This window comes from Actinomadura sp. 6K520 (genome assembly GCF_004349245.1).
Taxonomy (GTDB): Bacteria; Actinomycetota; Actinomycetes; order Streptosporangiales; family Streptosporangiaceae; genus Spirillospora.
This window is the reverse complement of sequence record NZ_SMLC01000197.1, coordinates 1-11,573: the sequence shown is the minus strand read 5'-3', so window position 1 is coordinate 11,573 and position 11,573 is coordinate 1. Positions and strand designations below refer to the sequence as shown.

The window sequence follows — 11,573 nt, the reverse complement described above, 5'->3', positions numbered from 1 at the left end:
CTCCGCTACCGTCCGATCGGACCACCCGTCGCTGGAGGACGCATGCCCGCACGACCCCGCCCCGCCCTTCGCACGCTGTGGCGCGGGACCAGGACGGCCGCCATCGCCGTACTCGGACTGGCCCTGGCGTCGGCCGCCTACCTGGCGGGCAACGCGATGGTCGCGGCCCTGCTCATCATCTGCGGTTTCGCCTCCGCGGTCGTCGCGCTCGGGCTCCTGTACGACAGGCGGCGCCCACTCCGGTTCAAGAGCGTGCCGCTGTCGCTCGGCGTTCTGGCGCTGCTCGTCCTCTACGGCGTCGGTGTCATCCTCGCGCGGGACATCGCGATGACGCTGGTCGGCACCGACGCCGACGCGGTCGTGGCCAGGACCTGGACGACGCAGTACAAGCGCAGTACGCAACCGCACTGCACGCTGCGCCACGCCGACGGCACCTCGATCCCGCACGAGTACGCGTCGAACTGCGAAGGCCTCGAACCCGGCGACACCCTGCCGGTCGTCCTCGACCCGCAGGGCCGCTTCCCCCCGGTCGCCGGCCCCAAGGCCGACCTTCCCGGGGCCGGAGAACTCCAGGTCGCGGCGACCGCCGCCCTGATCCTCCTCCTCTCCATCGCCATCGGCAGCCCACCCAAGCGCCCCTGACCCCGTCGGCGCGTGCCGAGCGATCACACCAGCGACCACCCCCGCCCAGCTTCAGACCATTTGCCCCATGCCAGACCCCGGCGGGCCCGGCGCGGCGCGTGGGCTCCGAGCCCATGCTCAACGCCGACAGCACAGGCACGGCCATCCGAACTATGGATGGTGACATGTCCGACTGCTACCCTTGACCGCACTCGAGGTCAGCTCCGCTCTCGACACCTGCCGGTGGGCCCTCGTGGTCTTCTGGGGCGGCGTCGCCCTTGCCTATATCGCCCTGATCGGCACGCTGGTCAAATGCTGCGTCGCGGCGGCCACCGGCGTGGGCACGCTGCCCGCGCTCGGCGCGGCCATCGTGGCCATCGGCGTCTTCTTGGGAGCGGTCGCCGCGGGCGCTTGGGGGACCGTCCAGTGGATGGGGGAAGCAGCGAGCACCTTCCGCACGGAGAACAACGGCAACAACAAATGGCCGGGCGGCAAATGGCCGCCGGCGGGCCTCCTCGCCGACTGAGGAATCCGGTCAAGATGCCATCGCCGACCCGTCGCGCCAGTCCGAAGGCACGCCGAGCACTTCAGTGGGTAGATCTCTGCCGCCATCTCGCGGGCGCGGCCATATCAGTGAGCATTCTTTCCGTCGCCGCAACGGATGCGGATCGGGTTCCGAGCGCGGTAGTGCCGGTCCTCGTCGCGGCCGCGACAACGATGCTGACCTCGGTCGTCTCCGCGGCCGCCATGATCACGGCATTGCGCGCCCGAGACCCCCGTACCGTGCTCCGCTCTGCCTTCACCATCTGGACGACCGGGATCGTGGCGACGGTCCTCGCCACGATATTGGTCGTCGCGAGCACCGCGAGGTCACCAAGCCTCTTCACGGCCTTCTTCGCCCTCCCCTTCTTGATATTCGCGAAGCCGCCGTCCTCCGCACACCTGCGACCGATCCGAACCGACCAACCGTGAGACACCGAGATCAGGCGCGCGCGAGGTGTCGATGAGGGGCGTCATCGGCTGGTGCTCGGCGATGGGGCGCAGCCGGCCGGGCATGGTCTCCACGCGGGCGAAGCCGCTCGAAATGTGGGGCAGGAAGAGCAGGATGAAAGCGTAGCGGCTACTCCATGCTCACACGGGTCCCGCGCTCCGCAGTGATCCGGCCCGCCCCGCGACGACACTCGACCGCATTTCCGGGAGGGCGGTCCGGACTGTGATGCGGCCCTCCACTGCGGCCTTGCGGCACCGCGGGCCGGGCGGGGACGATAAGCGTCATGTCGCCCCAAGACCCACCATCCCCCCAGGGTCCACCCGAAATAGACACCTCACGCCCGCATCCGGCCCGCATGTGGAACTACTGGATCGGCGGCAAGGACTACTACGCCATCGACAAGCAGGTCGGCGACGAGGCCGCCGCGGCCTTTCCCTCCATCGGTGAGGTCGCGCGGCATTCCCGTGTCTGCCTGGGCCGCATGGTCCGCCACCTCGCGGTGGAGGAGGGCATACGGCAGTTCCTCGACGTCGGCACGGGGCTGCCGACGCACGACAACACCCATGAGGTCGCCCAGCGCGTCGCTCCGGAATCGCGCGTGGTCTATGTGGACAACGACCCGCTCGTCCTCGTCCACGCGCGGGCTCTGCTCGTCGGCCGTCCGGAAGGGCGGACGGACTACGTCGAGTGCGATGTCCGCGACCCGGACCGCATCCTGGCGGAGGCGGCCCGCACGCTCGACTTCACGCGGCCCATCGGCCTGATCATGTTCGGGATCATGGGAAACGTGATCGACGACGACGAGGCGCGGGCGATCGTCCGGCGGCTGGTGGACGCGCTCGCCCCGGGCAGCTTCATGGCCTTCAACGACGGCACCGGGGTCATCGACAAGAAGGGGCGCGAAGAGGGCATCAGGATCGCCGTGGAAAGGGGCTCGGCGCCGTACGTCGTCCGCACCCCCGAGCAGATCGCCGAGTTCTTCACCGGCATGGAACTGCTCGAACCGGGTGTGGTGTCCACGTCCCGGTGGCGGCCCGAACACAACCCGTTCGAACCGCCGCCCGAGGTGGACGCCGCCTGCGGCCTGGCCCGCAAGCCCTGATGCGCCCGGCGTCCCGCGGCGCCGCGGACGCGCGCGAGCCCCGGACCCCACACCGGTCCGGGGCTCGCTCTCAGAAACTCAGATGAGGCCGAGCTTGCGGACGGCGTCGCGCTCCTCCGACAGCTCGGCGACCGACGCGTCGATGCGGGCCCGGGAGAAGTCGTCGATCTCCAGACCCTGGACGATCTCCCACTCGCCGTCCTTCGTGGTGACCGGGAAGGACGAGATCAGGCCCTCGGCGACACCGTAGGAGCCGTCCGACACGACGGCCATCGACGTCCAGTCGCCGTCGGCGGTGCCGTTCACCCAGGTGTGGACGTGGTCGATCGCGGCGGAGGCCGCCGACGCCGCCGACGACGCGCCGCGCGCCTCGATGATCGCGGCGCCGCGCTTGGCGACGGTCGGGATGAAGTCGTTCTCCAGCCAGTTCTGGTCGTTCACCGTCTCGGCGGCGTTCTTGCCGGCGATCTCGGCGTGGAAGATGTCCGGGTACTGGGTGGCGGAGTGGTTGCCCCAGATCGTCATCCGGCGGATGTCGGCGACCGAGACGCCCGCCTTCTTCGAGAGCTGCGCGAGCGCGCGGTTGTGGTCGAGGCGCGTCATCGCGGTGAACCGCTCGGCGGGGACGTCCGGCGCGTGCCGCTGCGCGATCAGGGCGTTGGTGTTGGCCGGGTTGCCGACCACCAGCACCTTGATGTCGTCGGCCGCGCCCGCGTTGATCGCCTCGCCCTGCGGCTTGAAGATGCCGCCGTTGGCCTCCAGCAGGTCGCCGCGCTCCATGCCCTTCGTCCGGGGGCGGGCCCCGACGAGCAGCGCGACGTTGGCGCCCTCGAACGCCCCGGCGGCGTCGTCGAAGATGTCGATGCCGGACAGCAGCGGGAACGCGCAGTCGTCCAGCTCCATCGCGGTGCCCTCGGCGGCCTTCACCGCCTGCGGGATCTCCAGGAGCCGCAGGCGCACGGGTACGCCCTCGCCGAGCAGGTGCCCGGACGCGATCCGGAACAGCAGCGCGTAGCCGATCTGGCCCGCGGCGCCGGTGACGGTGACGGTGACTGGGGTGCGAGTCATTCCTTCTTCTCCTGCTGCCGTGTCCTGAGCCCGCCGCCGCGCGGGTTCTCTCGCCATCGAGATATTTCCGCGCTCAGGCTATCGCGCGTCCCCTACCCGCCATCGCCCAGGTGCACCACCCGGCATGGCGGACATGCCCGGAACCGCGGAAGGCCGCCCCGGACGAACCGGGACGGCCCACCCCCGCGTGCGCGGGGAGCACGGAAAGTCGACCCCGTGCCTGACCACCCAGGAGGGATCATCCCCGCCATAGCGGGGAGCGTTCAGGTGAACACTATCCGTTGATCTTCTTCTGGAGGTTGGCGTCGAGAGCCTCCAGGAATTCTTGCGTTGTCAAGAAGGGCGTGTCCCGCCCGACGAGCAAGGCCAGGTCCTTCGTCATCTGGCCACTCTCGACGGTCTCGACGCAGACCTGTTCGAGCTTCCTGGCGAACTCGCTGACCTCGGGCTGGTTGTCGAGCTTGCCGCGGTGTTCGAGGCCGCGGGTCCAGGCGAAGATCGACGCGATGGGGTTGGTCGACGTCGGCTTGCCCTGCTGGTGCTGCCGGTAGTGCCGGGTCACCGTGCCGTGCGCGGCCTCGGCCTCGACGGTCCTGCCGTCGGGGGTCATGAGGACGGACGTCATGAGGCCGAGCGAGCCGAAGCCCTGCGCGAGGGTGTCGGACTGCACGTCGCCGTCGTAGTTCTTGGCGGCCCAGACGAAGCCGCCCTCCCACTTCAGCGCCGCCGCGACCATGTCGTCGATCAGGCGGTGCTCGTACTCAAGGCCCTTGGACTCGAACTCGGCCTTGAACTCGGTCTCGTAGATCTCCTGGAAGATGTCCTTGAAGCGGCCGTCGTAGGCCTTCAGGATCGTGTTCTTCGTGGACATGTACAGCGGCATCCCGCGCTCCAGCGCGTACCGCATCGTCGCCCGCGCGAAGTCGCGGATCGAGTCGTCGAAGTTGTACATGCCCATGGCGACGCCGCCGCCCGGGAAGTCGGCGACCTCGAACTCCATCGGCTCCGAGCCGTCGGCGGGCGTGTAGGTGATCGTCACCTTGCCCGGGCCGGGGACGACGAAGTCGGTCGCCTTGTACTGGTCGCCGTGCGCGTGGCGGCCGATGATGATCGGCTTGGTCCAGCCGGGGACGAGCCGGGGGATGTTGGAGCAGATGATCGGCTCGCGGAACACCACGCCGCCCAGGATGTTGCGGATCGTCCCGTTCGGGGACCGCCACATCTTCTTCAGGCCGAACTCCTCGACGCGCGCCTCGTCGGGGGTGATGGTCGCGCACTTCACGCCGACGCCGTGCTCGCGGATGGCGTTCGCGGCGTCGATCGTGACCTGGTCGTCCGTGGCGTCACGGTGCTCGATCCCCAGGTCGTAGTACTTCAGGTCGACATCGAGGTAAGGCAGGATCAACTGGTCCTTGATGAATTTCCAGATGATCCGGGTCATTTCGTCGCCGTCGAGTTCGACGACCGGGCCCGCTACTTTGATCTTGGGCATGCTGTTGCTGTCCCTTTCCTACACCTGGCCAGCGGTGAGCCCTTGTCATCCACGATGGGCGGTATGGCGGTGTCTGGCCGCCGGGACACCCCGGACGAAAGGGACTCGGTCCTTGTAAGGCTCAACTGGCAAGGCTAGCCGAGGCGCCCGGAAGGTCTAGACCTGCCCTCGGCTTTGCGGCGGCCCATGGCCACCTTCACCTGGGACGACATGGTCGCCCGGCGGACCCGCCCGACGGCCGCCGACGATCAGCTTCACCGCGCGGGCCAGCAGGACGAGCAGGATCAGCACGCCGAACGCGCCCGCGAGGATGAGGCCCGTCTTGTGCATCGGCGGGACGCTGAGCGAGACGAAGGCGATCATCTCGCCGAGGATGACCAGCGTCCAGCAGTCGATGGACCGGCTGCGGACCGCGAGCGGGCCGAGCTGCGACTCCGGCAGCAGGAGCCGCGCGAGCGCCCCGATGAGCAGCGCGGCCGCCATCAGGCCGGCGCCCTTGCGGAAGTAGTTGAAGGCGCAGAGCGTGAGGCCGGCGCCGACGCCGCTGAGCACGACCAGGTACGGAAGCTGCGCGAGCCAGCGCGGTGCGGCGCCCCTGCCACGCGGCGCCTTGCGCCGCCGCCGATGCACCTGGGTGCTCATGTCCGTCCTCCAGCCCCCACCAGCCGCCATTCAACTGACGAGCTCCGCTCGGCTTGATCCACGGTATAGGCATTCGGTTCCCGGCACGACATCCTGCCGGACGGCTCCGGTCGGCGCGCGGCGCGGCGGTGCTCCGCCGGTCCGGTCGCCCGGGTTGTGGCCCGGAGCGGAAAAGGTCGTGGGACGGGTGGGGCGGAAGCGATGCCCGAGAGGCCCGGATGCCCCGCGCCATCGGTGCTACTCGCCAGTAGGAGGGTGTGACGGTGACGCGCCCGGGTAACCCGGCAGACAGGGGTCGCTAACTAGCTGGGAGGACTGCCGTGGAGGGGCCGTTCATGCGGATCGAGGACAGCGGGCTGGTGATGCCGCTGCGCCCCGACGTTACGACGGTCGGGAGAGGGAGAGGAGTCGACGTACGCCTCGACGACCCGAGTGTGTCCCGTTTGCACGCAGAAATCGTCCGACGCGGTCCGTACGTCTACGTGGTGGACATGGGCCTGTCCCGCAACGGGACCCGAGTCAACGGCAGGCCGATCGCCCGCCGTGTCCTGGAGGACGGCGACGTCGTGAGCTTCGGCACGGCGCGCTGCAGGATGGGGGGAATCCCCCGTGAGGAGGTCGACCCGGACGTCGAACTCCGGCGTGCCGTCGCACCCGAGCTCACCCGCCGCGAGGTCGACGTGCTGACCTCGCTCTGCCGTCCCGCACTGTCCGACGAGGCGTTCGTGGCCCCGGCCACGGCGCGCGACATCGCCGGAGAGCTGGTGGTGACGGAGGCGGCCGTCAAGCAGCACCTGCTGCGCCTCTACCAGAAGTTCCGGATCCCCGAGGGCGCCAACCGGCGCACGCGGCTCGCCAACGAGGTCATCGCGATGGGCCTCGTCCGGCCGCTGCCGCCGGTGCACGTCCCGCAGGGCCGCCCGCCGATGGACGGGCGGGTCCCCGGGGTCCGCGGCACGACCGAGACCCGCAGGGCGGGCACGGGACACGGTCACACCAACGGTCCGGGCCGCCCGGCGCCGAGCGCGGCGGGACGGAGGGCCAGCTGAGGTGAGCCTGCGGTCGCCCTCCACGGCAGCGCGATACGAGGGCGACCGCTGAACCGGCCCGTGCGGGGCCGCGCGTGTGACGGCGCGGTCCCGCGGCGGGAAGCAGTCGCGCAGGCCGTCACCGGGGTGCTGGTGGCGGCCTTCGCGTGCGTGCCGGCGCGTGCGCGGCGGGCCGGGCGGGTCAGGCCCGCTCGGCGGCCTCCACGACGTTCGCCAGCAGCATCGCGCGGGTCATCGGGCCGACACCGCCCGGGTTCGGCGCGACCCAGCCGGCGACGTCGCGGACGTCGGCGGCGACGTCCCCGGCCAGCTTGCCGTCCACGCGGGACACGCCGACGTCCAGCACGGTGGCGCCGGGCTTGACCATGCCGGCGGTGATGAGGCCGGGCACGCCCGCGGCGGCCACGACGATGTCGGCCGCGCGGGTGTGCGCGGCGAGGTCGCGGGTCGCGGTGTGGCAGAGGGTGACGGTCGCGTTCTCGGAGCGGCGGGTCAGCAGCAGGCCGAGCGAGCGCCCGACGGTGATGCCGCGGCCCACGACGGTGACCTCCGCCCCCTTGACCGGGACGTCGAAGCGGCGCAGCAGCTCCACGATGCCCTTCGGCGTGCAGGGCAGCGGGCCCGGCTGCATGAGGACGAGCCGCCCGAGGTTCGTGGGGTGCAGGCCGTCGGCGTCCTTGGCCGGGTCGATGCGCTCCAGCACCCGCTGCTCGTCCAGGCCCTTCGGCAGCGGAAGCTGGACGATGTAGCCGGTGCACGCGGGGTCGGCGTTCAGTTCGGCGACGGCGCGTTCGACCTCGTCCTGGGTGGCGGTGGCGGGCAGGTCGCGGCGGATGCTCTCGATCCCGACCTCGGCGCAGTCCCGGTGCTTCATGCCGACGTAGGAGTGGCTGCCGGGGTCGTCGCCCACCAGCACGGTGCCGAGGCCGACGTGCACGCCGCGGTCGCGGAGCGCCTCGACGCGGCCCTTGAGGTCGGAGCGGATCTCCGCGGCCGTGGCCTTGCCGTCCAGAATCTGTGCCGTCATGCGTTCCTCCGCGGTCTCGCCGGAGGCCCGGCCACCCAGGCGCGCGGTGTCCGGACCGTCGATCGCTCCCCGGTGGTGATCCACCTTGACCGCGCCAGTCACGTGAAACCCATGGTAGCCAGCGGGACGCCGGCCCCCGGGACGGTCAGTCCTCGGAGCGGCTGCGCCGGGCGATGACGCGGTCGGTGCCGTGCCAGCCGAGATGCGCGGCCAGGACCGCGGCCAGGAAGGCGGCGAGCAGGCCGATCAACTGCCGGGACTCCATGAGCAGCGTGTCCGCCTGGTAGACCGAGGCCAGCACGAGCGACAGCAGCACATCCATCCGCGCCTCCAGCAATGCGAACGTCGCGCCGGGGTCAACGGAGGTTCATGGGACGCGACGAGCCTGAGGCTACCCGCAGAAACGCCGGCGCAGAACGCCCAAACCCGATGCGGCGGTGTTCTCCGCCACACCGGGCCCGACTCGGCAGCCGGAATCGCCGGTCAGTGGAAGAAGTGGCGGACGCCGGTGAAGTAGAGGCTGATCCCGGCCTTCTCCGCGGCGGCGATCACCTTGTCGTCGTTGACCGACCCGCCGGGCTGGACGACCGCCCGCACGCCCGCGCCGGTGAGCACTTCCAGGCCGTCCGGGAAGGGGAAGAACGCGTCGGACGCGCCCACGGCGGACGCGGCGCGGTCCGCCCCGGCCCGCTCGACGGCGAGCCTGGCGGAGTCGACCCGGTTGACCTGGCCCATGCCGACGCCGACGGTGGCGCCGTCCGCGGCGAGCAGGATCGCGTTGGACTTCACCGAGCGCACGGCCCGCCACGCGAACGCGAGGTCGGCGAGCGTGGCCTCGTCCGCGGCGCTCCCGGCCTTGAGCTCCCAGGTGGCCGGGTCGTCGCCGGAGGCGTCGACCCGGTCGACGCTCTGCAGCAGGACGCCGCCGTCGATGCGCCGGTACTCGGACGCGTTCGCGGGCCCCTCCGGGCAGCGCAGCAGCCGGATGTTCTTCTTGCGGGTGAGGACCTCCAGGGCGCCGTCCTCGAAGCCGGGCGCGACCAGGACCTCGGTGAAGATCTCCGCGACCTGCTCGGCCAGCGCGGCGGTCACCGGGCGGTTCACCGCGATCACGCCGCCGAACGCCGACAGCGGGTCGCAGGCGTGCGCCCTGCGGTGCGCCTCGGCGGCGTCCGCGCCGATCGCGATGCCGCACGGGTTGGCGTGCTTGATGATCGCGACGGCGGGCTCGGTGAAGTCGTAGGCGGCGCGGCGCGCGGCGTCCGCGTCGACGTAGTTGTTGTAGGACATCTCCTTGCCGTGGAGCTGCTCCGCCCCGGCGAGGCCGCCGCCCGTCGCGTCCCTGTAGAGCGCGGCGCGCTGGTGGGGGTTCTCGCCGTACCGCAGGACGTTCGCGCGCTCCCACGTCACGCCGAGGAAGTCGGGCCACTGCGCCTCGGCGGCCGTCTCGTCGGGCGCGTAGCTACTCGCGAACCAGGACGCCACGGCCACGTCGTAGGACGCGGTGTGCGCGAACGCGCGCGCGGCGAGGCGGCGCCGCTCCGCGAGCGTGAAGCCCCCGGCCCGCACGGCGTCCAGGACCGTTCCGTAGCCGGACGGGTCGACGACGACGGAGACGCTCGCGTGGTTCTTCGCCGCGGCGCGGACCATCGTGGGCCCGCCGATGTCGATCTGCTCGACGCACTCGTCCGGCCCGGCGCCCGAGTCGACCGTGTCGGCGAACGGGTACAGGTTCGCGACGACCAGGTCGAACGGCTCGACGGCCAGGTCGTCCAGCTGCTGGAGGTGCTCCTCCTTGCGGCGGTCGGCGAGCAGTCCCGCGTGCACCTTCGGGTGCAGGGTCTTGACCCGGCCGTCCAGGCACTCGGGGAACCCGGTGACCTTCTCGACCTTCAGCACCGGCACCCCGGCGGCGGAGATCCGTCCCGCGGTCGACCCGGTGGAGACGATCTCCACGCCGGCCTCGTGCAGGCCCCGGGCGAGGTCTTCCAGCCCGGTCTTGTCGTACACGCTGATCAGCGCGCGCTTAATCGCCACCCGACTCACCGGCCGAGCTCCCCTCTTGATCGGACGAACAGGTCCTGCACTTCATCGAGACCCGCCTGCCGCGCACGGTCCAGCCGTCGCGGGCCAGCCGTCCGACGACGTCGACCAGGAGCCGGCGCTCCACCCGCTTGATGCGCTCGTGCAGGGAGTCCTCGTCGTCATGCCAGCCCACGGGGACGGTCTCCTGGGCGATGACGGGTCCGGTGTCCACGCCTTCGTCGACGAAGTGAACCGTACAGCCCGTCACCTTCACCCCGTACGCCAGGGCGTCCCGTACGGCGTGGGCGCCGGGGAACGACGGCAGCAGCGCCGGGTGGGTGTTGACGGTCCGGCCGCCGAACCGCGCGAGGAAGCGCGGGCCGAGGATCTTCATGAAGCCGGCGGAGACCACGAGGTCGGGCTCGTGCTCGGCGACCGCCGCGGTGAGCGCGGCGTCCCAGTCGTCCCGGGACGGGAAGTCCGGGATGCGCACGGTGAACGTGGGCAGTCCGGAGCGTTCGGCGCGGGCGGTTCCGCCGGTATCGTGGCGGTCCGCCCCCACGGCCACCACTTTCGCCCCGTAGGCTGGATCCGCGCACGCGTCGAGCAGCGCTTGTAGGTTGGTCCCCGCGCCGGAGACGAGGACGACGAGCCGGGCGGACACCATGACTCCCTGGTGGACGGTGGGGCGGGGTTCGGCCATGACGAAGCCTATCGGGCCTGCTCGGTGCGCTTTGAAGGCAGACCGCGCGGGCCAGACCCGGATCCGCACCATCGCAGGAGGAACGAGACGTGAGCGAGCAGCCGGGCCCTCCGGCCCAGCCCGAAGACCGCCCCGACGGGCGGCCCGCGGGTGAGCCGCCCGCGGGACAGCCCCGGACGCAGCGCAGCGGGTGGCGGGCGCTGTGGCTCGGCGGCATCGCGCTGCTGACCTCGTTCTTCTTCTATCCGGTCGGCCTGGTGCTGGGCATCGCGGCGCTGGTGGTGGGCGTCCGCGCCCGCCGGGCCGCGCGCGCCTCCAGCGGCTCCGCGCCGGGCGCCGTCCCCGGCATCGTGCTCGGCTCGGTCGGCCTGGCGTTCTCGGTGCTGTCGGTCTCGCTGACGGTGTTCCTGTGGTCGGAGCTGAGCGGCTACCAGAGCTGCCTCAGCACGTCCAACACCGCGACCGACGAGCAGGCGTGCCAGGACGAGTACTACCCCCGGATCGAGGAGAAGCTGGGCCTGCCGTCCGGCAGCATGGACCAGTACGGCGACCTGCTCTAACCGCGCCCGGCCCTACTCGGGCGGCTCGCCGGGAGGCGGGTCCTCGCGCAGGACGTAGATGGCGCCGCCGCGGTTCTCGGTCCGCCCTGGATCCTCGCGGGGCGGCGGGACGTGCCGCTCCGCGGCCTCAGGTCCGGCCGCTGGTTCACCGGGTGCGGGTTCGCCGGGTGGGTCGTCCACCAGGTGGCCTTCGACCACGATCGTCCCGTCGCCCGGCGGCGGGGCCGGTTCCCTGGCGGGCCGCTTCTCTTCCCTGGCCGGCGGGTCGGTGCCGGGGGGCGGGTCCGCCTTCC

General features: G+C 71.4%; 13 protein-coding genes and 1 pseudogene. 5 read left to right on the top strand and 9 right to left on the bottom strand.

The window, feature by feature from the left end; translation table 11 throughout:
- Positions 1-42: 42 nt before the first annotated feature.
- Both E1289_RS32185 and E1289_RS32180 read left to right on the top strand, forming a co-directional pair.
- Positions 43-642: a hypothetical protein gene (locus E1289_RS32185; RefSeq protein WP_131986992.1), complete on the top strand. Its 600-nt coding sequence runs from the start codon at positions 43-45 to the stop codon at positions 640-642.
- A 181-nt stretch (positions 643-823) separates the two neighbouring features.
- Positions 824-1,147 carry a hypothetical protein gene (locus tag E1289_RS32180; RefSeq protein ID WP_131986990.1) on the top strand — a complete coding sequence of 108 codons (324 nt, stop codon included), beginning with the start codon at positions 824-826 and terminating at the stop codon, positions 1,145-1,147.
- A 61-nt stretch (positions 1,148-1,208) separates the two neighbouring features.
- Here the strand turns inward: E1289_RS32180 and E1289_RS32175 are convergent, their stop codons facing one another.
- Positions 1,209-1,598 (bottom strand): hypothetical protein, encoded by a 390-nt coding sequence (locus tag E1289_RS32175; protein ID WP_131986988.1) that lies wholly within the window; start codon positions 1,596-1,598, stop codon positions 1,209-1,211.
- A gap of 297 nt (positions 1,599-1,895) precedes the next feature.
- Between E1289_RS32175 and E1289_RS32165 the strand changes: the two genes are divergently transcribed.
- A complete protein-coding gene (locus E1289_RS32165; RefSeq protein WP_131986986.1) occupies positions 1,896-2,714 on the top strand; it encodes an SAM-dependent methyltransferase in 819 nt (272 codons plus the stop codon).
- 78 nt (positions 2,715-2,792) lie between these two features.
- Here E1289_RS32165 and E1289_RS32160 read toward each other — a convergent pair whose 3' ends face one another.
- The 3 genes from E1289_RS32160 to E1289_RS32150 all read right to left on the bottom strand — a co-directional run bounded on the left by E1289_RS32160 (position 2,793) and on the right by E1289_RS32150 (position 5,916).
- On the bottom strand, positions 2,793-3,782 hold the full coding sequence (locus E1289_RS32160; protein WP_131986984.1) for a malate dehydrogenase: 990 nt from the start codon (positions 3,780-3,782) through the stop codon (positions 2,793-2,795).
- Positions 3,783-4,056: 274 nt separating this feature from the next.
- Positions 4,057-5,274, bottom strand: coding sequence for an NADP-dependent isocitrate dehydrogenase (locus tag E1289_RS32155; RefSeq protein ID WP_131986982.1), 1,218 nt, complete (start codon positions 5,272-5,274; stop codon positions 4,057-4,059).
- A gap of 156 nt (positions 5,275-5,430) precedes the next feature.
- Entirely contained in the window at positions 5,431-5,916 is a 486-nt protein-coding gene (locus tag E1289_RS32150; RefSeq protein ID WP_131986980.1) for a DUF3017 domain-containing protein, read from the bottom strand.
- A 335-nt stretch (positions 5,917-6,251) separates the two neighbouring features.
- Here E1289_RS32150 and E1289_RS32145 point away from each other — a divergent pair, with 335 nt between their 5' ends.
- Entirely contained in the window at positions 6,252-6,965 is a 714-nt protein-coding gene (locus E1289_RS32145; protein ID WP_243713286.1) for an FHA domain-containing protein, read from the top strand.
- A 181-nt stretch (positions 6,966-7,146) separates the two neighbouring features.
- Here E1289_RS32145 and E1289_RS32140 read toward each other — a convergent pair whose 3' ends face one another.
- From E1289_RS32140 to purN, 4 genes are all read right to left on the bottom strand, one after another.
- Complete coding sequence (locus tag E1289_RS32140) at positions 7,147-7,992, bottom strand: bifunctional methylenetetrahydrofolate dehydrogenase/methenyltetrahydrofolate cyclohydrolase (RefSeq protein ID WP_131986976.1); 846 nt, start codon at positions 7,990-7,992, stop codon at positions 7,147-7,149.
- 145 nt (positions 7,993-8,137) lie between these two features.
- Positions 8,138-8,314 (bottom strand): hypothetical protein, encoded by a 177-nt coding sequence (locus E1289_RS38565; RefSeq protein ID WP_165970696.1) that lies wholly within the window; start codon positions 8,312-8,314, stop codon positions 8,138-8,140.
- Positions 8,315-8,475: 161 nt separating this feature from the next.
- The gene (gene purH / locus E1289_RS32135; RefSeq protein WP_131986974.1) at positions 8,476-10,038 is read right to left on the bottom strand and encodes a bifunctional phosphoribosylaminoimidazolecarboxamide formyltransferase/IMP cyclohydrolase; all 1,563 of its coding nucleotides are present in this window, start codon (positions 10,036-10,038) and stop codon (positions 8,476-8,478) included.
- Entirely contained in the window at positions 10,019-10,684 is a 666-nt protein-coding gene (purN, locus tag E1289_RS32130; RefSeq protein WP_131986994.1) for a phosphoribosylglycinamide formyltransferase, read from the bottom strand. Before purN ends, purH begins: the two co-directional genes overlap by 20 nt.
- 125 nt (positions 10,685-10,809) lie before the next feature.
- Between purN and E1289_RS32125 the strand changes: the two genes are divergently transcribed.
- The gene (locus tag E1289_RS32125; RefSeq protein WP_131986972.1) at positions 10,810-11,280 is read left to right on the top strand and encodes a hypothetical protein; all 471 of its coding nucleotides are present in this window, start codon (positions 10,810-10,812) and stop codon (positions 11,278-11,280) included.
- Between the two features lie 12 nt (positions 11,281-11,292).
- Here the strand turns inward: E1289_RS32125 and E1289_RS38560 are convergent.
- Positions 11,293-11,573 (bottom strand): annotated as a pseudogene (locus tag E1289_RS38560) (hypothetical protein); the annotation flags it as partial.

Coding starts and splice junctions, on each gene's coding strand:
- E1289_RS32165 (WP_131986986.1), top strand. CDS start 1,896: ATGTCGCCCCAAGACCCACCATCCCCCCAGGGTCCACCCGAAATAGAC.
- purN (WP_131986994.1), bottom strand. CDS start 10,684: ATGGTGTCCGCCCGGCTCGTCGTCCTCGTCTCCGGCGCGGGGACCAAC.
- E1289_RS32150 (WP_131986980.1), bottom strand. CDS start 5,916: ATGAGCACCCAGGTGCATCGGCGGCGGCGCAAGGCGCCGCGTGGCAGG.
- E1289_RS32185 (WP_131986992.1), top strand. CDS start 43: ATGCCCGCACGACCCCGCCCCGCCCTTCGCACGCTGTGGCGCGGGACC.
- E1289_RS38565 (WP_165970696.1), bottom strand. CDS start 8,314: ATGGATGTGCTGCTGTCGCTCGTGCTGGCCTCGGTCTACCAGGCGGAC.
- E1289_RS32160 (WP_131986984.1), bottom strand. CDS start 3,782: ATGACTCGCACCCCAGTCACCGTCACCGTCACCGGCGCCGCGGGCCAG.
- E1289_RS32140 (WP_131986976.1), bottom strand. CDS start 7,992: ATGACGGCACAGATTCTGGACGGCAAGGCCACGGCCGCGGAGATCCGC.
- E1289_RS32145 (WP_243713286.1), top strand. CDS start 6,252: ATGCGGATCGAGGACAGCGGGCTGGTGATGCCGCTGCGCCCCGACGTT.
- E1289_RS32155 (WP_131986982.1), bottom strand. CDS start 5,274: ATGCCCAAGATCAAAGTAGCGGGCCCGGTCGTCGAACTCGACGGCGAC.